The organism is Prochlorococcus sp. MIT 1327 (genome assembly GCF_047304785.1).
Taxonomy (GTDB): domain Bacteria; phylum Cyanobacteriota; class Cyanobacteriia; order PCC-6307; family Cyanobiaceae; genus Prochlorococcus; species Prochlorococcus marinus_D.
Window position 1 is genome coordinate 74693 of sequence record NZ_CP138972.1, and the last position, 22366, is coordinate 97058.

The window sequence follows — 22366 nt, forward strand, 5'->3', positions numbered from 1 at the left end:
TCTTTAACCAAGCCTCATTCACCAAGAGTGGCTCCTATGAGTAGAGAGCTATAACCAATAATCAATTAAATTCTTCTTCTCCTGTGAAAGCTGTCATCCTCGCCGGAGGACTCGGAACCCGCCTATCCGAGGAAACCCACCTAAAACCCAAACCAATGGTAGAGATCGGGGGCAAACCAATTCTCTGGCATATCCTCAAGACTTACAGCCATCATGGCATCAATGAATTCGTGATCTGCTGCGGATACAAGGGATATATAATTAAAGAATATTTCGCCAACTATTTTTTACACAATAGCGATGTGACCTTTCATATGGATAGCAACCATATGGAGATCCATAAACAAAATGCAGAGCCATGGAAAATCACACTGGTTGATACAGGTGATAACACCCTTACAGGAGGTCGCCTTGCAAGAGTCGCTGAACACCTAGATGGCAGCTTCTGCTTTACCTACGGTGATGGTCTGGGCGATATCGACATCACAGCTTTAGTACAATTTCATAAAAGAAATAATCAAAAAGCAACTTTAACTGCTGTTCAACCTCCAGGCAGGTACGGGTCATTAGAGCTGGTTGGCAATGAAATCAAAAGCTTTCAAGAGAAACCCGACGGAGACGGCGGTTGGGTCAACGGCGGCTACTTCGTCCTAGAAACCTCAGTTATCGATTTGATTGATGGTGACAATTGCAGCTGGGAAGAAAAGCCACTCGCAACATTGGCAGACATGAGTCAACTCAATGCTTATTTTCATCATGGTTTTTGGCAGCCCATGGATACACTTCGTGAACGCAATAAACTTGAAGAGCTATGGCAGTCAGGAGAAGCCCCCTGGAAGGTATGGGCTCAATGAATACTTCTTTACTTAACGACAATTTCTGGGCTAAAAAGCAGGTATTAGTGACAGGCCATACCGGTTTCAAAGGTAGCTGGCTATCACTTTGGCTCAGCAGGCTGAGCGCAAGAGTGACAGGAATTAGCATTGAGCCAAATACCAATCCCAACTTATATACTCAATTAAATTTGATCAAGCGAATTGAGAATCACCACATTGCCGACATCCGCAATGGCGCAAAAGTGACTGAAATAGTAAAAGCTTGTAGGCCAGATGTCGTATTTCATCTAGCTGCTCAGCCACTGGTGCGTCGCAGTTATGAGCAACCCTTAAGCACATGGGAAACCAATGTTCAGGGCTGTCTAAACTTATTGGAAGCATTGAAAAAATCAGACAAAAAATGTGCGGTTGTGATGATAACTACAGATAAAGTCTATGAAAATAATAACTGGGACTTCGGCTACCGTGAATGTGACAGGCTTGGTGGAGTTGATCCATACAGCGCGAGCAAAGCGGCGGCTGAATTAGCTATCAGCAGTTGGCGCGCGAGTTTTTGTGGCAAGGGAAGCCACCAGACAGAACATCTTGAAATAGCCACAGCCAGAGCAGGAAATGTAATAGGAGGAGGTGACTGGTCAGAAGATCGAATCATTCCTGACGCAATTAGAGCCCTAACAGCGGGTCAACCCATTTCCATCAGAAACCCACAGGCCACTCGGCCTTGGCAGCATGTACTGGAACCACTCAGTGGGTACATGCGACTAGCGGAAGCACTACTGAATGAAAGCAAAAAAGATATTAGCCATCAGTCTCTATGCGAAGCCTTTAATTTTGGTCCAAAGATAGAGTCAAATTTATCAGTTTCAAGACTTATCGAGCAAATATTAAAACATTGGCCGGGGAACTACATTGATCTTCCATCAGTAAATGAGCCACATGAATCCCATCGTCTACACCTGCAAATCGATAAAGCATATCACAGACTCAACTGGCAACCCAAATGGTCATTCATAACAACAGTGGAGAAAACGGTTAATTGGTATAAAAAAACAAATAATGGTCATGACCCATATGAATGCTGCCTCGAAGACATTAAAGATTACACATCACAATCAACTCCTGACTAATTGCTACAGCAATTAACAACCAGCAATAACTATGGATTGCATCTCATCCATCCAGAAAGGCCACGCATCAAGCAATAACCTCGAACAAACCAGATGTCAGGGGGCAACATGAACCAAGCAACCAACTCTAAAAACAAATTAAGATGCAAAACTTTCAAAGAACAGGCCAAAAACCACTTACAATCTAGCCCTAGACATCCGCTATAATTAAAGACATTTAATCTAAAGTATGGGAACATTAGCAACATTTTCCTGAAACTTCAACGTGGTCGATACCACATGTTTGCGATTGGCTTCTTATCTTGAGCGATTGCAACAGAGAAGGGACTCAAACGATATCTCAACAAGATCCTTCACAATTAGCCACCAAGCAAGGGGAGCTTCAAATCAGATTCGCTGAGATTTAGTGGTGGAAGTGGCCAACTTATGGCCAGCTTAGGGTCATCAAAACGAATCCCCGTTTCTGCATGTGCAACCCAAGCGCCTGAATGCAAATAAAGCAACTCACTTCCTGAATCCAAGGTCTGGAATCCATGAGCACAGCCCTCGGGAATCAACAGAGCATTCGCAGCAACAGGGGACAGTTCAACTGCATAAGAAAGGCCATATGTAGGCGATCCTGAGCGCAGATCTACTGCCACATCCCAGACGCGGCCTCTTAGGCAACGAACGATTTTAGCCTCGCTGTGTGGCGCTGCCTGCAGATGCAGACCTCTTACGGTCCCGACGCTATCGGTACGACTGACGTTGACCTGTGAGATTGAGCGATCACCCCATGCCGAAGCAAAGCCAATCTCTTGACGTCGAAAACAATTTAAGAATGCTCCTCGATGGTCAGAGAAAGGATGACCCAGCAGTTCAACCAAACCACTTATAGGAGTTGAGCGGACCTCAGTTTTCATCTAAATGCTTGACAACGTTCATGGTAAAAAGTTCGTCAGATCGTGTGTTGCTTCAGAGCTAACTTCATTTTTATTTGACATCTCCGGCTCAACTTGCCCTGACGGGATTCAAGCCAAGAAGCACACACAACAGCATCAGCAAAAAGAGTTTTACACAAGTCGGTCATTCGTCTGAAATCACTTTCATTCGCTTGTCTGAGGCGAATATGGCCAAATCAGGTTTGGGAGGTGTGATCTCAGCACCAAATGCCTGTGAGAAAGCCAGACCGTCCCAAGTAATGCTCAATAAGTAGCAATAGGCCATCAATACGAAACCAACCCGTACCTGAAAACTGAGCACATTTCAAAGTCACTACCAGTAAGGGAACAACCTAGAACCTGTTTCAAGCGCTTATCGCTAGGGCTAGTGAAGCTAAAGGCGCCCGTCAACATTGATTTTCTTTCGGGCACAGCACAAAATCAGTGGCACCTATGCGTCAGCCTCACGCCAATTACAACCGCCATGATCAAGATGAAATCAATGCAAACGCAGCCTGAAGACGCTCTCACGGCCCTCGTTCAAGATTGATCGTGACTCAAGCTTTGCGGCGCAAGTAAGCCTGAGGCCAATAGGTCACCCGCTGACGCACTACGCCCTCGTTGAAGGGCCAATTGGGCTCATGTGCGTCGAACTCCTGATGCTCAGATAAGAACTGATTGACAGCGCTAATTGGATTGTTCGTCTCCCAGTCAGATGCGGTGCGAGGCGCACCTGCAACCTGCTGCATGATCCCATCACAAGCAACGATGTAACTTCCCTTACTCACCAGCGGGGCATAGGCCTCAAGCTCGGCAGCAACATGGGCCTGGCTGTGATTGCTATCCAGCAACACCAAAACCGACTCTGAAGATCCGATACGACCCTGCACTTCCTGAACAACGTCAGGATCCGTCGAGCTTCCTTCCACCAAAGTAATCATCGGGCTGAGTCGATGCGACTCGATCGCTTTGCGATTATGTGAGCGAATTTCAATGTCAATACCTACCACGCGACCTTTTCCCATCGCCGCACATAAACCGGCATAAAAAATCAAAGAGCCACCATGGGCAACGCCGGTTTCAACAATCACATCAGGTTGAAGGTCATAGATCAACTCCTGGATGCGGATCAGATCCTCCGGCAACTGAATAATTGGACGGCCCTGCCAGGAGAAGCCATAAACATATTTGGTATCCCAGCCACTACGCAGCCAGGCACGGCTGATTAACTCAAAGGCTTCAGGCTCGCCGAGATTGATCTCACGCCCATTACAGCGAACGACAGCTGCCGCCTCGTCGTACTCAAATCGCGCGGTCATCGAAGAAGCTAGTGATCAATTAACAGATTTTGCCGGAAAGGCTTGCTATTTAAGCCAAATTCACTGGATAGGCGATCAATTTCCAGAGTTGGGAAGGCGAACTCCTCATGAGGCTGACGAGCGAATGTCACCTCAGCACCCTGCTTCCGCAACCAAGCAGCAACTTGCTCATGAGAGACATCACAACCACCACCAAGGTTATAAAGGCGCTGCCGTCCTTTCTCAGCAATCAAAGGCAACAGCCGTAAGACATCAGTCAGAGCGACGTAGTCCTTTACTGAGTCTGATGATTGCTGAATCGTGACCAATGCACCTAAGCGTGCATCTCGCAATAAAGATCCGATAAAGGTGCTGGAAGGCTGCCCAGGCCCAACAACATTGCTCAAACGAACAACGCGACAGCCAATGCGTTGATCTTGCAAAACCAATGCCTCGCCCAGCAATTTTGAAAGGTTATAAAGATCCGATGAATCTGAGCTAAGACAGACCAAAGGTGCGTCTTCTTGAGTGGAAGCGCTACGTGCATAGACCCTGGTCGAAGAGAGATACAACAACTGCTTGATGCCCTTGCGCTGAAGTGCCTTTGAAAGCAACGAAACATGCGCTTGAACGGTGTCATGGGGGCGTTGACGGAAATCAGCAGTCAACCCAATGGCATAGATCACAGGCCCCTGAGGCTGCTTGTCGTCCAACCAATCCTGTAACTGCGAGCGACCGATGGCGACCACAGAGCGGTTGCACCTTTTCAAATCAGCAACCAAAGCTGATCCAATCCAGCCCTCAGCACCCAAGACTGTGATCGGCTGAGGCTCACTCATCGGCGTGAGTCCATGGGGGTAGCTGGCGTGCCGCGAGAGATGCTGTAAGGGGGCAATTCACCGCGTACTAAAGAGCCTGCAGCAACCACGCAGCCTTTGCGTAAAACAGCACCATCAAGGAGAACACAATTGGCGCCAATCCAAACATCATCTTCAATAACAATCCCTCCACGCGAGGGCTCAAAGCCCTGATCAAGAATCAAGCGGCTGCGATCACGAAAGGCATGGTTCACTGGAGCCAACGTGCAATTGGCAGCAATCAGCACATCATTGCCAATGGTGATGCCGTTGCCTGAATACAAAACACAACCGGAATTCAGATAGCAGCGGTTGCCGATTACGACATCGCCAAAGCCTCCAGCTGGTTTGATTTTCACGAAACTGTCGATCCGTGAATCAGCCCCAACCACCAAGCATGAGCCTCGTTGCGAAACTTCCAAATCCGCGAGATCGGACACCAAGGCTGACGGGTGGATAGCGATTCTTGCTTGAGAAGACGACATCAAGATAGGAAAGCGATTTCAGCCGAAAAGGGTCAACTGCGGAATCGCTGTAACGAGCTGACAGCCTTTCCATTGTGCCGAAACCTCATGAATGAGATTCCAGGGCAATACCAACAGCGACTTAGGAATACACGCAGCCAACTCCTCCGGACTGATCACGGGAATGTGACTTCCAGGTAAAAACTTTCCCTGCTTGCTCGTGGCTCGATCGGCAACAGCTGGCAAAAGATCAGAACCAACGCCGGCGTAATTGAGCAAAGTGTTGCCCTTTGCAGCCGCTCCATAGCCAAAAACAACTGTTTGAGATTCCTGCTGATCAATAAGAAATCTCAGCAACTGGTTTTTCGCCATTGCGGCACGGTGCTGAAAATTGCTCCAGGCCGCCAAGGTTTCTAAACCAGCGGCTTGCTCGGCAGCCAATACGGACTCAACCGCTCCACTAGCCATTGCATTGTTCGCCTCAGGCACCAACCAAATCCGCAAACTGCCCCCGTGAGTCGGCAGCTCCTCCACATCAACAACCTTGAGACCAACCTTGGCCGCCATCCGATCCACCACCTGCAGACTCAAGTAGCTGTAGTGCTCGTGATAGATGGTGTCGAACTGATTGCCTTTCAGCAAGCGCAAAAGGTGTGGACACTCGATCGAAGCCTGGCCATCAGTTTTTAACAGGCAGGCAATGCCAGCGAGGAAATCATTGATATCGGGCACATGAGCCAAAACATTGTTCGCCACAACGAGATCAGCCGGTTGGAGCTCATGGGCCAGATCAAGCCCAAAAAAACGCTCCAGTGTGGGGATCCCCTTCAGACGAGCCGCCTCGGCCGTCGCCTTGGTTGGCTCAATCCCTAAACATGAAATCCCCCATTTTTTGACGTACTGGAGCAGATAGCCATCATTGGAAGCCAGCTCAACCACATGGCTGTTCTGATCCAACCCCAAGCGCTTCACCGCTGACCGCACAAAACGCTCCGCGTGGTCGCACCAACTTGTCGATGTACTGGAAAAATAGGCGTAATTAGCCTTGAAGAGCTCATCGGCCGCAGCGTGGGCTGGCAATTGCACCAACCAGCAGTTCTCACACACGAAGACCTTCAGGGGGTATGTGAGCTCGGGCTTCTCAAGCTGATCAACCGTGAGATAGGCATTACTCGGAGGCTGATGACCCAGATCGATCACATGGCGCTTAAGCGACGAGCCGCAGTGCCGACAAGAGACAGTCATCGACGCAGAATATGGTGAAGTGCTTCCAAGGTCTTCAGGATGGTTACGGAACCAAGCCAAGTCTTCAATTTAAATGGAGCGAACTACGACAGCAACAAGCTCTCCACTGAAGGGCAGAAAATCATGCTGCTGCTAAAAGAATCCCAAAATGAGCTAGGTCGTATTGAGAATCAAAAAGCGCTGTTTCAAGCCGCACAACAACAACTAATAAGCCAACTCAAGCCGCTGCTTCCACCTCCAATCTCCTCCCAGCCTGCTGACGCAGTTGGCATCTTTGGCTCTGCGTCCGATCAAATTCCCACCACCCCCGTTGACAAACCCGACGAGGAGCCAGCGCCCTTCCCAGACAACATCCCCGCAGACATACGTGCAAACGGTCAATAAAGGTAAACGAGCAACAAGCAACGCAATCATATTGACGATCGAAAAGTTTTTCTGGGCTGCATTTCAATTTTCAAGATGTCCAAAAATTTCGCAAGGCTTTTAAGTCTCTACAAGAAAGTACGAACGCAATGCCAATGTTTGATGCAGACAATCCAACAAGATGTTGCATGAATGTTTCTTTATTGAGTAAAGAGTCCTCCCTTCAGATGCTTAACGGCAAAGAATCCATCAACATCCAAACAGCTGCCGATGAAATACTTGCGTCCTGCTTTACTTTGCAGAAAACTATCAAAATACTGCAGGCGAGCACATAGAGGTCGGCTACCAAAAAGGCAGATCAGTAAAACAAGCAACTGAAAAAATTGTCTTCAAAAAAATAGGGAAGAAGCATTAGCTTTATGATCTCTTTTGACAAGAAAAGGCGACAAGTATAGTCACACCAAGGGCCATAAAAAACCAAAAAGGTATTAGACTGTAGCCAAGCGATTTGCAGGCCAATTCTTTGCAATCATCATCACATACCTCTATGGCTTCCCAAAACGACTTCCCAAAAACGATGAGATTGCATACATTGATGCGTGACGTCTGGACCCAGAAGAAGCTGCATCACAAAAACTCTACCAAAGCTAAGCCCTGAAGAATGGATCATCTTTGATGACCACTGGTGGCAGACCTATTCAGCATGCAAGCCTTCACTAATTCCAATACCAAAAGGAATGAACCTCAAAGTCGTTGAGCCACCAACTAGACAAGAGTTTTTGATAAAAAAATATTTAATAGGCCTGAGCTGGTAGAAACGATTCTTCTTGGCTCCTATCAATGCACAACATCGAGCGTTTAACTCGCAGCGAGCATCCCCCAAAAGATCAATCAATACTTAAGTTATGACCTAATTAAATCTAAATAGAACGCTCGTGCATCAGAGCCACTTGAAAAAACCTCTAATACGACTACGACATCCCTCACGAGAGCACCCATCTATACCCATGGCCGACGAAAGCGAATCTAACCAATTGGAGAGACCTGCTGACCTACCTCTTGTAGTCGTCGTGCTCGGCCCTACTGCCAGTGGCAAAACGGCCCTAGGCATCTCCCTGGCCAGGCATCTGAAGCTTGATGTCCTTAATGTTGACTCGCGCCAGCTATATCGCGATATGAGTGTGGGCACTGCTAAGCCCACACCAGATCAACAAAGGCAGGTAGCGCATCAGCTGCTAGACCTGCGTGCTCCAGATCAACCGATCACTTTAAAGGAATTCCAGAGCATTGCGATGGCGGCCGTGACTCAATCGATCGCCCAGTCGAGGATGGCTTTGCTCGTAGGAGGGAGCGGCCTCTATTTGAAATCGCTCATAAAAGGCCTAAGGCCACCCGGTGTTGCACCTCAACCAGGATTACGCCAACAACTCCAACATCTCGGCCAGGCCATCTGTCACCCGCTGCTACGCCAAGCAGACCCAACAGCTGCAAAACGGATTGCACCGGCCGATTCCATGCGCACGCAGCGGGCTCTCGAAGTGCTCTACGCCACTGGCCGACCAATTAGTGCTCAACAAGAATCTATCCCTCCAAATTGGCGTGTACTGGAACTAGGTCTCGATCCTGCTGACCTAAACGAACGCATCGAGCTCCGTACCGCCCAGCTTTATGCCAATGGCCTGATTGAAGAAACTGAAAGGCTTTGTTCTTACTACAGCGCCGATCTACCTCTACTGCAAACCATTGGCTATAGAGAAGCTCTACACATGCTGCAAGGGCAGCTCAACCTAAAGCAGGCCATCGCGCTGACGACGCTTCGCACAAGGCAATTCGCCAAACGTCAGCGCACCTGGTTTCGTCGTCAACATGCCCCCCATTGGCTAAACGGTGAGGAACCACTGAGCGAAGCGCTCTCTCTGATCCAAGCAGGTCTAGAGTGAGAGAGCAGACAATTGCTTTGAACTCCTTGTTTCGTCTGCTCTATTCCCTTATCTCACTGAATGCCACCACGTCCTCGTTTTGATCGTCGTGCCCCCGTCAGGGAGCTCCCCAACATTAATGACCGCATCAATTATCCCAAGTTGCGGGTCGTTGACGCAGACGGAACTCAGCTCGGGGTGATCAACAGGGAAGAAGCCCTTGATGTAGCAAAAGATCGAGAACTCGATCTGGTCCTTGTCAGCGAGAAAGCTGATCCACCAGTTTGCCGAATCATGGATTACGGCAAATTCAAGTTTGAGCAAGAGAAAAAAGCCAAGGAAGCTAAAAAGAAATCGCATCAGACCGAAGTCAAAGAAGTCAAAATGCGCTACAAAATCGATCAGCACGACTACAACGTGCGCATCGGCCAAGCCTTGCGATTCCTCAAAGCTGGTGACAAAGTCAAGTGCACCGTTATCTTCCGGGGTCGTGAAATTCAGCACACAGCCCTTGCTGAGACGCTGCTACGACGCATGGCAAAAGACCTGGAAGAACAGGCCGAAATTCAGCAAGCTCCTAAGCGTGAAGGTCGGAACATGATCATGTTCCTTACACCGCGCAAAACACCGCTGATCAAAATAGATAAGGAAAATCAAATTCCTTCGCGTGCGGTTCGCACCATCACAGCCCCACCTCGATCTACTGCTGCTGCCAAAACAAAGCTCAACAAGGATCAATAAATCCCTAACTTCAGAGGACTCAACCACCTACTAGCCCTTAAGAGCAGCAGCCTGAGTAACTAAGTGTATTTGGATGCATCAATTCAGATGGGTCTACCCATCTGAATTCCCAATAGCACAATCACTTTTCAAAAACCTGCTCTTTCCAGCAGAAACCTGGATAGCCCGCCTACACACCTCGCCAGGCAAAGAGTCGTCCGGACGAAAGAGATATTGGATATTTACACTCAGTCTGCAGCCAGGCAAAACATTCGACCTGAGAGCAGCAGCAAGGCGGGCCTATATGCGAATTCTTTAAATGAGCTCAACAACAAACCAAGGTCAAGCAGAGCCATGCCAAGGCCACAGTGAACTGTCACAGCATCACAGGACACGCGCGCGATTGTCATGAAGGCCTCCTGCTCTTTAAGGTGGCCGCATTGCAACCTGGCCTACCGGCGTGCGATTCCATATTCAACAGGAAAGCGACATTCCTGCTTCGGCCCAGCTTTACAACCAAATTTGTTTCGCAATCGCCGCACGTCATTACCCACCTGGCCACAGACTGCCCAGCACTCGCCAGTTAGCCATGCAAACGGGCCTTCATCGCAACACGATCAGCAAGGTTTATCGACAGCTGGAAACAGATGGGGTCGTCGAAGCCATGGCTGGTTCAGGTATCTACGTGCGCGACCAGCAAAAGCCGCGCGAAATCAAAACCCCTCCCCATATTCGCAATCGAGGCACCCCTGACCTTGACCAGGAAGTGCGCAAGTGCGTTGATGGTCTGCTCAATTCTGGTTGTACTCTCCAGCAGACTCGAGAACTCTTAACCCGCGAAATTGACTGGCGCCTTCGCTGCGGGGCGAGAGTGTTGGTAAGCACTCCGAGAGAGGATATTGGCGCCTCCATGCTGATTGCAGAAGAGCTGGAGCCCCACCTTGATGTTCCAGTTGAAGTGGTACCAATGGAGGAGCTGGAAAGCATTCTTGAAAGCTCAAGCAACGGCACTGTGGTAACCAGTCGCTATTTCCTGCAACCGCTGGAAGAGCTAGCTAAACGCCACGGAGTTCGGGCCGTCGCAGTAGACCTCAATGACTTCCGCCAAGAGCTCGCCATGCTTAAGGAGTTGCGACCCGGCAGCTGCGTGGGGCTGGTAAGCATCAGCCCAGGGATCCTACGAGCTGCCGAAGTGATACTGCACAGCATGCGCGGCAATGAACTCCTGCTCATGACAGCGACACCGGATGTAGGCAGCCGCCTACTAGCCCTACTACGAGCAGCCAGCCACGTGCTCTGCGACAGCCCCAGCCTGCCCCTTGTCGAGCAAAGTCTTCGCCAGAACCGTTCGCAACTAATTCGAATGCCACAGATACACTGCGCCGAAAGCTATCTCAGCACCGACACGATTGGTCAATTGCGCAAGGAAATTGGCCTGTTGGCAACCTGAACATTTCTAGTCTGTGTCAATGCTGACAACCATTCGGGCAGACCTGGCAATCGTCAAGGAACGCGATCCCGCTGCTCGCGGATTGCTGGAAATATTGCTGTGTTATCCGGGCTTTCAGGCCCTCATGCTTCATCGAATCAGCCACAAGCTCTGGCGCTCAGGCTTGCCACTGCTCCCTCGACTGCTAAGCCAGTTCACCCGCAGCCTCACTGGCATCGAAATTCATCCAGGAGCACGTATCGGTCATGGAGTATTCATTGACCACGGCATGGGCGTGGTCATCGGCGAAACAGCCGAGATCGGTAATCAATGCCTGCTGTATCAGGGAGTAACGCTAGGAGGAACAGGCAAGGAAAGTGGCAAGCGTCACCCAACTCTTGCTCATAATGTTGTTGTGGGCGCCGGCGCCAAAGTCCTTGGAGCGATTCAGGTAGGCGCGAATACTAGGATTGGTGCAGGTTCAGTAGTAGTACACAACGTAGCCGCTGATTGCACGGTTGTTGGCATCCCAGGGCGAGTAATTCATCAGAGCGGTGCACGAATAAACCCTTTGGCCCATTCCGCCTTACCCGATGCAGAAGCCAAGGTAATTCGCAATCTGATGGAACGAATTGATGCGTTGGAAACCAAGTTGAGCTCTATGCAGACTCTGATAACAACGTTGTCGGAGGACCAGAACGTGACAATGGCTGATGAAGGAAAAGCTCAGAGCCTGAAAGATCGAGAAATCCTGGAATTTCTCGGAGAAAGTATGGAACCTAATCCTGAACGCAAATGAGCATCAGCGTTTCACGACTCCTGCGATGGCCTAGTGCACTATGGGAACAGCGTGAACTGTTGTGGAAACTTAGTCGGCGAGAGGTGGAGGGTCGCTATAGAGGATCAGTGCTGGGCTGGGGATGGTCCTTAATAACACCGTTATTAATGCTAGGTGTATACACATTTGTATTCTCACAAGTGTTCAAAGCCCGCTGGGGGGACCTGGAATCAAGTGGACCATGGTTGTTCGCCATAAATCTATTCGCTGGATTAATTGTATTCAATGTATTTTCAGAAACCACGAATGCGTCCCCTGCACTGATTCTTAGCAAATCCAATCTGGTGACAAAAGTAATCTTTCCATTGGAAATACTTCCGGCCGTAACGCTTATCGCAGCACTATTTCACGGCCTGACAAGCTTGATGGTATTGATTGTATTTGAACTAATCAGCCAAGGGCAAATTCCCCTTACAATTGCCTGGATACCAGTGATCTGGATACCGTTAGCGGGTGGATGCTTAACACTGGGCTGGACTTTGTCGGCGCTGGGTATATACCTGCGAGACCTTACACAGGTAGTAGGGGTAATAACCAATCTTCTGATGTTTCTCAGTGCCGTATTTTATCCTCTGAGTGCATTGCCGGAACGATGGCAACCACTACTTCGCCTAAATCCACTAGTTATTATTATTGAGCAGACAAGACGTGTTGCCGTCAATGGCCTACAACCCTCCTTCTCCTATGTCTTGGCAGCCAGTCTGCTGAGCATAATCACTTGTGAAATTGCCTATCGCGGCTTCCAAAAAGCACGTCGAGGATTTGCAGATGTGCTCTGAATCAAACTCCATCGACTCATATCCACCGATGAACGACAGAATCGCTATTAGAGCTGACGGTCTGAGTAAGTGCTATCACATCTATGACCATCCACGGGATCGCCTAATCCAAGCAATCTGGGGTCGTGATCGATTCGGAAGATCAAAATTACGTTATAGGGAGTTCTGGGCTCTAAATAATGTGAGTTTTGAGCTGGCCAGGGGCCAAACACTCGGAGTAGTGGGACGCAACGGCTCAGGCAAAAGTACACTTCTACAACTACTTTGCGGCACCCTGCGGCCCACCAAAGGCAGTGTAAACGCAAGTGGAAGGATAGGAGCACTTCTTGAACTAGGAAGTGGCTTCAATCCTGAATTTAGCGGCTTAGATAATGTATACCTAAATGCCGCTTTACTGGGCTTAAGTCACGCAGAAGTTGAGAAGCAACTCGATGCAATTCTGAGCTTTGCTGATATCGGTGAATTTATTCACCAACCAGTCAAGACATACTCAAGCGGTATGGCTCTTCGACTGGCATTTGCGGTGCAAGCCCACATCAATCCAGATGTACTTGTGGTTGATGAGGCCTTAGCAGTGGGCGATGAGCTATTTCAAAAAAAATGCTATTCCCACCTGGAACGACTCAAAGAAAAAGGTACTGCTGTTCTTCTTGTAACGCATAGCTGCCCACAAATTATTCAGCACTGCGACCAGGCATTACTGCTGCATAGTGGACGTCTGCGCATGATCGAGAGCCCGGCCAAGGTCACAACGACTTACCAACGGCTAATGAATGAGAGTGACAAAGCCTGGGATCGATACTTCTCCGACATCAATTCAACCAAAGATTTAAATAATCAACATATCCCTGAATGCAGCTCAGACCAGGGAGCAAAACCCCAAAAGGCATGGATGGATCACATGCTCAAACCTAAGTCGCCTGAAACCTATACACCTAAAGGTGGATCAATTGTAGATGCATGGATAACCCTAGAAGAAGCACTAACTAACAAAACAAGTCAAGTTAATAACATAGCATTTGGCAAGAGCTTCAAGATCAACTTTGAATATTTAGCAGAAATAGACCTAGAGAATGTAGCAATGGCATGCAACATTGCAAGCGTCAATGGACAACGCCTAAGCGGGCAATGCCATCCCAAGCAAGCCGGACTAACCAATCGCAGTGAAGCAGTTACAACATTTCAAGCAGGTAGTAGGTGGATTACACAGTTCCACTTTAACGGGGGCCTATGGCCCGGCCTCTATTTCATCAGTGGGGGCCTATTGAGTTACCGAAGCGGAGAACGTGAATTCATACATAGGGCAATAGACTTCAGAGCACTAAGGATACTCGAAGGCGAGCCAATGCATAGGATTGGCAATTGTGCTCTCGCAAAAGGGAATCCAAAAATAATTAATTTAATTGAAGCCGAAACGCCTTAAAAAAAGGGGTCAAATCTAGGACGGTAGCCAATCAATGAGACCAAGCTTCGCCATCCATACCAAAGTATTTTCAAGATAAGGCTTCCTTTGCGAAGAGATATTTTCAAGAAGCTCATCAACGAGCAATCCCTGTGGTCCTGATTCTTCCAAAGCAAAAAGGAGTTTCATCGCATCTTCCGGCGAGCCACGAAGACCTGGATAAAAAGTATTCAATTGCACTAAGAGACAGGCCTCTAGGTTGGAAGCTTTGGACCCCTGGGAAAGGCGAAGCCTCAAACTTGGCTCAATAACATGAGTAGCAAAGTGCGTAAAATCACGAAAGGGCTCTCCTCGCAAAGGGTTTAGACGAGGGGCATTCGAGGCAAAGCTTGGTTCAACAGTCAAACGACGCTGCGCAAGCTCATCAAATAATTGCTTATAGAGATCGACCACTACTGGCCAAGAGAACATATCAAGCGCTCGCCTACGACCAGCTTCTCCCATAGTAATTCGCTGCTGCGAATTACTAGCAAGCTGTGCAATAGCAGCAGCAGCCTTCTGAACATGCACTGCAGTATGTTGAGCGACAGCGCCAACGTAAGTCTGATAGGTCTCAACCTCGAGACTATGAAGCATAGACAAAAGATATCCGAGATCTCCCCCAGCACTAGCAAGAGTCGGAATCAAGATTCCATCAACTTGATCACGCACAGTATATCTGTAACCATCCCAATCACTAACGACAACTGGCAAACCTGCCGCCATCGCTTCAACAGGTGTAATGCCAAAAGTCTCCTGGATATTATCGACAAGAGATATAAAAATATCTGCTGCTGCCCAACACTTATCAACAAGGCTTGAATCATTACCATTCAAGGCAATTAAATTAAGTTCAGGTGCCAAAAGGTCTGCGGCTTGCTTATACAAGCGAAGGTCATCATCTCCACCTGGGAACCAACCAGCCATCAAAAAATGAAGGCGGGATTTGCAATTCTTAGAGGCAAGCTGAACAGCCTCGATCATGCTTTGGGGAAATGCCTTCTCAAAATACGAGAGTCGACCCACCCAAAGAACAACAATATCATCACTATCGATGCTAAAACGTTTTCGGAATTCAGCCCTTGACTCAAGATCAGTTCGCTTATGCCCCATGGCCTCAGTGTCAACAGCCAAGGGAATAAGTGGCAATTGCGGCCGAGGATTACGCACCGCACCAAAACGATTCGCCATGTGAGCTGCAAAGCTATCAAACATTATTTCCATGGAATGCTTAACAGCTGGAGAAGTACATATCAATGCGTCCCATTGGTAAGTTGGCGCGACAGCTGCTGCGCCTATCAGCTCACGAATAAAAGGCGGTGCAATTGTGTGAATCAATCCAACCAAGCTGTAAGCATTGTCGAGATGTGCATTGCATCGCATCCATGCCAACTCCGAAAGATAGGGCTGCCCTCTCAACAATGTGCCACAACGAGAAGGAGCCAAAGTGTCAAAAGTGGGTACACAATTCAATTCAATTCGACTAGTCAATTCCAATAATTCAGCATCAGCATTCTCTCTAGACAAACCAATTTGGTTCAACAAAGACACTTCCTTAAAATCACCGTAACGGATCAAAGCCTTAAACAAACCCAAATTCGCAACATCCTTTCCAAAAAAATTATTAGGCCTGGAGAAGTTACCCTGAGGGTGAAATAAAGCAATAGATTTCTTCAAAGGCAATGTCATGTGCATAAGCCAATTCCCTACGGCATAGATAATTTAAGCATGGACTGGATCAGTCTTAAAATTTTGCAAATTTACCAAAGCAAGCTGTAATCCAATAATAGATATAATTATACTAGCCAATGCTTGGGCGGCCGAGAAGAAAACATGCAAAGACTCAAGATCACTGCAACATCCTGAAAACAGTATTCACTTTCCCATCAAATATCAGAACGAAGGCATAACGACAGCCCACAAATCAAGATCAAAGATTAAGTAAATCCATTTTTCCGCAGTCAAAGCCGCACAGCCCTAGGCGTCAAAGGCTAAAGGAGCAAAGCGAAACCACGCAAAAAACCCATGTTCTTATTGATGACATGCAATTTATGGGCCTGGATAATTTGAACGGGATCAGCATTCCCTAACCCAAATGCTCACCCTTGAGCAATCCTCGAGCTAATTCGGGCAAAGAATTTTGCCAAAAAACGCTGACGACAGCACCTCAGGCCGACTGCGGGGCAGGAGATTTCGCCGGGAGACAGTAATCAAATCGTCCGAGACCAGTTCTACCAACGATTTGCAAGTCATATAATGAACATGTGGTTGCCATGCACCTACTTGGCGCAGTAACCTCCTACGGAAACTATCTTCACTCAACCAAGACCTTGGCATTCACTACCGAAGGGTCGTCCTATGTGGGCACCTCTGGAATCGACGTCATCAGTATCGATTCTCCTGTAACCGCTACATCCGTCACGGGCAAGTTCACCGGCGGCCAGCAAGCTGCTGATACCATTGGCATCAACACTGCTTACAACTCCGGCAGCGTGAGGGGTGGCCAGGGTACAGACACCATCTCTTTCGGTGCTGGATCTTCTCTAACCGACTCTCACTTAAACGGCAACAGCAACAACGACACTATTGGTGTTGCAGGTGCTGCCGCAAACCTTTTCACCGCAACAATTCAGGGCGGTCAGGGCAACGACAACGTTGTGACGGCTCAAGTAAGTGCAAGCTTGGTCAACGGCAACAAAAACGTTGACACAATCACTGCAGGAAACATTACGAACGCCGGAACCGTTCGCGGTGGCCAAGGTGCCGATCTAATTACCGTTAACGCTTCCAATTCAGGCTCTGTATTTGGTGATTTAGACAACGACATCGTCACAGTTGCAGCTGGTACTCACACAGACGTTTTGTTTGATGGTGGTGACGGCAATGACACCGTTCAGCTCACAGCTGCCTCTACCCTGACCCGGCTAACCATGAATGGTGGTGCCGGCAACGATATCCTGAACGGCAACGCAGCAATGACTGCCGCAACTGGCACTCGTGCAGATGGTGGAGCAGGTGTTGACAACATCAACTTCACCGCCTTCACTCAGGCCGCGACTCTCGTTGGTGGTGCTGACGGCGATACCATCGCAAGCGGCACTGCTGCTGATACCGTTACAGGCGATGCAGGCAACGACAGCACCACTAACGCTGGCGGTACTGACACCATTACTGGTGGTACTGGTAATGACCTGATGACCAGTGGTGTGGTTGGAGAGAGATACGTCCAGGCCGCTGGCGACTCAACTGCTGCAACCGTTGGTTGGACCAACTCTGGTGGTGGTACCTTGACTGATGACAACTCCGTCATCGTCTTCGGTAATGGTGTTGATGTGATCTCAGGTGCAATTGGTACCTTTGCTAACGGAACACGTATTGCCACCGGTATTAATGGGGCAACAGAGATCAATGCTGGTGCTACCAACATCACCAACCTGGCAGCTGGTAACTACGTCATCCAAGGTGACTGGGCAACCCTCACAAACACCTTTAACGTTGACACCACCGGTCTTGACACCCTGTTCCTCCAAATTGCTGGAGGCAGCCTAAATGTTCTTGCCAACAATGGAACTACTGCGATAGTTTTCGATGGTTGGGATGGGACTGCTGGTGGTAACATCACAACATTCATTGTTTGATGTTTAGCTACTCTTAGCAATACCATAAGCGTCTTCTTTGAATGGAGGCGCTTTTTTTCTAGTTTAAAAACTGCCTCCATTCCTTCACTCAAATCATGGCATTTACTACTGTTCCAGGTGCTTCTGCTAGCGACGCAACTTCTTACGTAGGCACCAGTGGAATTGATTCACTAACTCTTTCTGCAGGTGCAGCCTCCAATGTTTTTGTTGGCTCTCAACAAGCTAATGACACCATTACTCTGCAGGGAGCTGTAGAACGTACAACTCATACCATTAAAGGTGGGCAAGGCAATGACGTCGTTAGTTTTGGCGGCGGAACCTTAACTACAAGTTTTCTCAACGGCAACAAGGATACAGATGCATTTGGCTCTGCTGCTGATCTAGGCACTCTCAGTACGACTACCCTGCAAGGCGGTCAAGGAACTGACTCGATCTTCATTGGTTCAGCTACTGATTCAATCATTAATGGCAACAAACAAGCCGATACAATCACTCTCGCCACTTCTCTTTCTGGCTCTGAGCTCCGAGGTGGTGCTGATAATGACACCATCTCAATTGGGAACGCATCAGTAACCAATTCCTTAGTTCATGGAGATCTAGGAAATGATGCGATAACAATTGCAATCAATGCAAGCGCAGATCGGGTCTACACCAATTCAACGACCAATGGCGGCGCAGGCACTGACACCATTACTGCTGCCAATTCAACAGCGAGCCTTTTGCTTGCAGGTGGTGATGATGCAGATACAGTCTCTGGCAGTACCAATTCAGACACAATCAATGGCGGAACTGGCAATGATTCCATCCAAGGCAACGCTGGGCCTGACCAGCTAAGTGGTGGAGTCGGAGATGATAGTTTCGCTTATGTTGCTACAGCCGATCTGTTTAACGGAAATGCCTTAGTTGACGTCCTGGATGGTGCTACTGGTACAGACTCGATTGCGATCAACAACAACGGTGCTGCAACATTCACCATTGCAGCTGCAGATAGCTGGGCGACAAGGAATACAGGCATTGAAAGAATCAACGCTTATACTGCAAGCAATCAAATAATCAGTGTCACACTCAACAACAATGCTTTCGAAGCAGGACTGAGAACAGTAGATCTTTCTGCTGATACAACTGTGGCAGGGAATAATATCATTACCGTTGCAGCAGAAACAGGAGCTAATGGATACAGCTTGGCAGGAGGTGCCGGCGTTGACGGCATCACAGGTGGTGGTGCTGCTGGAACAGATAGCCTAGATGGTGGTCTAGGAAACGATACTCTTACAGTTGGTGCAGGAAACGACATAATCACACAAGAGGCTGGTGATTCCACAATTGCTACTGCTACCTTTACCAACTTAGGTGGTGGAGCTACTCTTACAAATGCTAACTCCGTCATCACTTTCGCCAACGGTGTTGATGTCATCAATGACTTCGCAGGTACGGCTGACGACCTTGATTTTGATACCGCTGGAGGCACTGTGTTAGCGGGTGGTGGAAACGTTGCAACAGCTGTTGCAGGCAACTATTTAATTAGAGGCATTGCGAACGGTGGTCGCACTAACTTTACTGTTAATGGTGGTGGAGCCGATATGCTCTTCGTGTCTAGCACTGCTACCGACATGTCAAACGTTGCAAATACAGGTACATCTAGCATAATTTTAGTCGGTGCCGGAGCTGCTATGGTTGTAGGCGACATCGTTTAATTACCTCTTCTCATTACCATCAAACCCCTTCTCTTCGAGGAGGGGTTTTTATCAATCAATATATACTTAGCTTATTGGTCTTAATCAGGCTATGATTAATAAAAATCAAATAATAAACAATTCCCACCCTTTGCTTATTTATTGCTATTTCATCGCAAAATTCGCAAACGCAAATGAAAAAACAATCCAGCGATCAAAGCCTTTCACTGAAAGCATTAAAGATTAATGCACAAAATCATGTCAAACGCGAGGAGTTTTGGATGGAATTTCTACTTATGGAATGATCGAAAGGGAAGAGACAGGTAAAGTCAATAACAATAACTTTGCTGCTCTAATGAGACGTATGCAAAATTTCAATGCAGCAGAATACTTCATTAAGCGCTATCAAGAAATTGAACCAGATTGTATTTCAGGTAAGAATACTTATGGAACAATTTTAAGCGATCTCGGTAAAAATGGCCAAGCGATATAAACATTCAAAGAGGTGCTAAAATCAGATCCAAATAATCCTCTTGCCAATAGTATTATAGCCAACGAGTGGCATCTTCAGGCGCAAAAAGATCTTGATTTCAGACATTCAAGCCGTGCCATTAATAATGAGTCTATTCTTAAAATTTCGCTCGCTCATGTCACCAAATAACATTAGGTACGAAAACATGAAGGCGCTAGTGACAATGACAGAAGAGACCTTGACAGAAGCTTGTAAAAACGAATTAGGCTAATATAGAATAAAATTCTTCAGTCCAGCAAAATGGCATTCTCGACAATTCCAGGCACTTCTTCTGCCGACACGACTTCTTACGTTGGCACCAGTGGAATTGATGCACTAACTCTTTCTGCAGGTGCAGCCTCCAATGTTTTTGTTGGCTCTCAACAAGCTAATGACACCATTACTCTGCAGGGAGCTGTAGAACGTACAACTCACACCATTAAAGGTGGGCAAGGCAATGACGTCGTTAGTTTTGGCGGCGGAACCTTAACTACAAGTTTTCTCAACGGCAACAAGGATACAGATACATTTGGCTCTGCTGCTGATCTAGGCACTCTCAATACGACTACCCTGCAAGGCGGTCAAGGAACTGACTCGATCTTCATTGGTTCAGCTACTGATTCAATCATTAATGGCAACAAACAAGCCGATACAATCACTCTCGCCACTTCTCTTTCTGGCTCTGAGCTCCGAGGTGGTGCTGATAATGACACCATCTCAATTGGGAACGCATCAGTAACCAATTCCTTAGTTCATGGAGATCTAGGAAATGATGCGATAACAATTGCAATCAATGCAAGCGCAGATCGGGCCTACACCAATTCAACGACCAATGGCGGCGCAGGCACTGACACCATTACTGCTGCCAATTCAACAGCGAGCCTTTTGCTTGCAGGTGGTGATGATGCAGATACAGTCTCTGGCAGTACCAATTCAGACACAATCAATGGCGGAACTGGCAATGATTCCATCCAAGGCAACGCTGGGCCTGACCAGCTAAATGGTGGAGTCGGAGATGATAGTTTCGCTTATGTTGCTACAGCCGATCTGTTTAACGGAAATGCCTTAGTTGACGTCCTGGATGGTGCTACTGGTACAGACTCGGTTGCGATCAACAACAACGGTGCTGCAGTATTCACCATTGCAGCTGCAGATAGCTGGGCGACAAGGAATACAGGCATTGAAAGAATCAGCGCTTATACTGCAACTGACACACGAATGAGTGTCACACTCAACAACAATGCTTACGAAGCTGGACTGCGCTTTGTAGATTTTTCGGCAGATACAGATAATACAGCAAGCAATCTGGTTGATGCTTCCGCAGAAACTGGTGCAGCGAATAACTACACGATTTTAGGATCGGCTGGAGTTGATTCCCTTCAAGGAGGGAGTGGCATTGATTCAATTAGCTCTGGTGCAGGGATTGATGAATTCACTTACGAAGCAACTGCCGATCTATTTGTTGCCAACGCGGTGGAAGATAATCTCGATGGCGGGGCAGGCACAACAGATTCGATTGAGATTAAAAACAACGGACTTGCTACTTTTACTATCGCTGCTGCTGATTCATTCGCGACACGATTTACAAATATAGAACAGATTAACGCAGGAGAAGCAACCAATCAAATCATCAGTATCTCACTGAACAACAATGCTTTCGAAGCAGGAGTGAACACAGTAGATCTTTCTGCTGATACAACTGCTGGCCAGACTAATATCATTACCGTTGCAGCAGAAACAGGAGCTAATGGATACAGCTTGGCAGGAGGTGCCGGCGTTGACGGCATCACAGGTGGTGGTGGTGCTGGAACAGATAGCCTAGATGGTGGTCTAGGAAACGATACTCTTACAGTTGGTGCAGGAAACGACATAATCACACAAAACAATGGTGATTCCACAATCGCTACTGTTACCTTTAACAACTTAACTGGTGCTGCTCTTACAAATGCTAACTCCCTCATCACTTTCGGCAACGGTGTTGATGTCATCAATGACTTCGCAGGTACGGCTGATGACCTTGATGCTGATGCCGGTGGAGCCACTGTGTTAGCGGGTGGTGGAAACATCGCAACAGCAGGTGCTGGCAACTATTTAATTAGAGGCATTGCGAACGCTGGTCGCACTAACTTTACTGTTAATGGTGGTGGTGCCGATATGCTCTTCATGGTTAGCACTGCTACCGACATGAGAAACGTTGCAAATACCGGTACATCTAGCATAATTTTAATCGGTGCCGGAGCTGCTATGGTTGCAGGCGACGTGGTTTAATTACCTCTTCTCATTACCATCAAACCCCTTCTCTTCGAGG

General features: G+C 47.9%; 20 protein-coding genes. 13 read left to right on the plus strand and 7 right to left on the minus strand.

All coding sequences use genetic code 11. From position 1 onward, the window contains the following. The first annotated feature begins 83 nt into the window (after positions 1–83). Complete coding sequence (gene rfbF / locus SIB80_RS00365) at positions 84–854, plus strand: glucose-1-phosphate cytidylyltransferase (RefSeq protein WP_063419383.1); 771 nt, start codon at positions 84–86, stop codon at positions 852–854. Then, on the plus strand, positions 851–1963 hold the full coding sequence (rfbG, locus tag SIB80_RS00370; protein WP_063419395.1) for a CDP-glucose 4,6-dehydratase: 1113 nt from the start codon (positions 851–853) through the stop codon (positions 1961–1963). Before rfbF ends, rfbG begins: the two co-directional genes overlap by 4 nt. Before the next feature lie 359 nt (positions 1964–2322). On the opposite strand, the gene SIB80_RS00375 is transcribed toward rfbG, so the two are convergent. The 5 genes from SIB80_RS00375 to SIB80_RS00395 all read right to left on the minus strand — a co-directional run bounded on the left by SIB80_RS00375 (position 2323) and on the right by SIB80_RS00395 (position 6747). Next, entirely contained in the window at positions 2323–2865 is a 543-nt protein-coding gene (locus SIB80_RS00375; protein WP_063419382.1) for a dTDP-4-dehydrorhamnose 3,5-epimerase family protein, read from the minus strand. A 575-nt stretch (positions 2866–3440) separates the two neighbouring features. Continuing rightward, entirely contained in the window at positions 3441–4202 is a 762-nt protein-coding gene (locus SIB80_RS00380) for a cephalosporin hydroxylase family protein (RefSeq protein ID WP_063419381.1), read from the minus strand. 8 nt (positions 4203–4210) lie between these two features. Further along, positions 4211–5020, minus strand: a complete 810-nt coding sequence (locus SIB80_RS00385; protein WP_063419380.1) for an NAD-dependent epimerase/dehydratase family protein — start codon at positions 5018–5020, stop codon at positions 4211–4213. After that, positions 5017–5523: an acyltransferase gene (locus tag SIB80_RS00390; protein WP_063419379.1), complete on the minus strand. Its 507-nt coding sequence runs from the start codon at positions 5521–5523 to the stop codon at positions 5017–5019. The genes SIB80_RS00385 and SIB80_RS00390 overlap by 4 nt, the downstream gene beginning before the upstream one ends. Positions 5524–5541: 18 nt before the next feature. Continuing rightward, the gene (locus tag SIB80_RS00395) at positions 5542–6747 is read right to left on the minus strand and encodes a class I SAM-dependent methyltransferase (protein WP_063419378.1); all 1206 of its coding nucleotides are present in this window, start codon (positions 6745–6747) and stop codon (positions 5542–5544) included. A gap of 39 nt (positions 6748–6786) precedes the next feature. Here SIB80_RS00395 and SIB80_RS00400 point away from each other — a divergent pair, with 39 nt between their 5' ends. The 3 genes from SIB80_RS00400 (at position 6787) to infC (ending at position 9770) form a co-directional block, all read left to right on the plus strand. After that, the gene (locus tag SIB80_RS00400) at positions 6787–7131 is read left to right on the plus strand and encodes a hypothetical protein (RefSeq protein ID WP_063419377.1); all 345 of its coding nucleotides are present in this window, start codon (positions 6787–6789) and stop codon (positions 7129–7131) included. Positions 7132–8117: 986 nt separating this feature from the next. After that, positions 8118–9050 (plus strand): tRNA (adenosine(37)-N6)-dimethylallyltransferase MiaA, encoded by a 933-nt coding sequence (gene miaA, locus SIB80_RS00405; RefSeq protein WP_063419376.1) that lies wholly within the window; start codon positions 8118–8120, stop codon positions 9048–9050. Between the two features lie 60 nt (positions 9051–9110). Then, positions 9111–9770 carry a translation initiation factor IF-3 gene (infC, locus tag SIB80_RS00410; RefSeq protein WP_063419375.1) on the plus strand — a complete coding sequence of 220 codons (660 nt, stop codon included), beginning with the start codon at positions 9111–9113 and terminating at the stop codon, positions 9768–9770. 227 nt (positions 9771–9997) lie between these two features. On the opposite strand, the gene SIB80_RS00415 is transcribed toward infC, so the two are convergent. Then, positions 9998–10159 (minus strand): hypothetical protein, encoded by a 162-nt coding sequence (locus SIB80_RS00415; RefSeq protein ID WP_169189883.1) that lies wholly within the window; start codon positions 10157–10159, stop codon positions 9998–10000. Between the two features lie 50 nt (positions 10160–10209). Between SIB80_RS00415 and SIB80_RS00420 the strand changes: the two genes are divergently transcribed. Genes SIB80_RS00420 through SIB80_RS00435 form a run of 4 tightly spaced genes read left to right on the plus strand, consistent with a single transcriptional unit; the run spans position 10210 to position 14218 of the window. Beyond that, entirely contained in the window at positions 10210–11199 is a 990-nt protein-coding gene (locus tag SIB80_RS00420; protein ID WP_063419373.1) for a GntR family transcriptional regulator, read from the plus strand. Positions 11200–11218: 19 nt separating this feature from the next. Next, entirely contained in the window at positions 11219–11977 is a 759-nt protein-coding gene (gene cysE, locus SIB80_RS00425) for a serine O-acetyltransferase (RefSeq protein WP_063419372.1), read from the plus strand. Further along, positions 11974–12795 (plus strand): ABC transporter permease, encoded by an 822-nt coding sequence (locus SIB80_RS00430; protein ID WP_063419371.1) that lies wholly within the window; start codon positions 11974–11976, stop codon positions 12793–12795. The genes cysE and SIB80_RS00430 overlap by 4 nt, the downstream gene beginning before the upstream one ends. Positions 12796–12823: 28 nt before the next feature. Beyond that, complete coding sequence (locus tag SIB80_RS00435) at positions 12824–14218, plus strand: ABC transporter ATP-binding protein (RefSeq protein WP_063419370.1); 1395 nt, start codon at positions 12824–12826, stop codon at positions 14216–14218. Positions 14219–14233: 15 nt separating this feature from the next. On the opposite strand, the gene SIB80_RS00440 is transcribed toward SIB80_RS00435, so the two are convergent. Continuing rightward, positions 14234–15925, minus strand: a complete 1692-nt coding sequence (locus SIB80_RS00440; protein WP_169189885.1) for a glycosyltransferase family 4 protein — start codon at positions 15923–15925, stop codon at positions 14234–14236. 641 nt (positions 15926–16566) lie between these two features. On the opposite strand from SIB80_RS00440, the gene SIB80_RS00445 reads away from it, so the two are divergent. The 4 genes from SIB80_RS00445 to SIB80_RS00460 all read left to right on the plus strand — a co-directional run bounded on the left by SIB80_RS00445 (position 16567) and on the right by SIB80_RS00460 (position 22326). Beyond that, positions 16567–17874 carry a beta strand repeat-containing protein gene (locus SIB80_RS00445; RefSeq protein ID WP_236065985.1) on the plus strand — a complete coding sequence of 436 codons (1308 nt, stop codon included), beginning with the start codon at positions 16567–16569 and terminating at the stop codon, positions 17872–17874. A 95-nt stretch (positions 17875–17969) separates the two neighbouring features. Beyond that, complete coding sequence (locus SIB80_RS00450) at positions 17970–19568, plus strand: beta strand repeat-containing protein (RefSeq protein WP_063419368.1); 1599 nt, start codon at positions 17970–17972, stop codon at positions 19566–19568. A 256-nt stretch (positions 19569–19824) separates the two neighbouring features. Next, on the plus strand, positions 19825–20040 hold the full coding sequence (locus SIB80_RS00455; RefSeq protein WP_236065984.1) for a hypothetical protein: 216 nt from the start codon (positions 19825–19827) through the stop codon (positions 20038–20040). A 279-nt stretch (positions 20041–20319) separates the two neighbouring features. Further along, positions 20320–22326 (plus strand): beta strand repeat-containing protein, encoded by a 2007-nt coding sequence (locus SIB80_RS00460; protein ID WP_063419366.1) that lies wholly within the window; start codon positions 20320–20322, stop codon positions 22324–22326. The last annotated feature ends 40 nt before the right edge of the window (positions 22327–22366 follow it).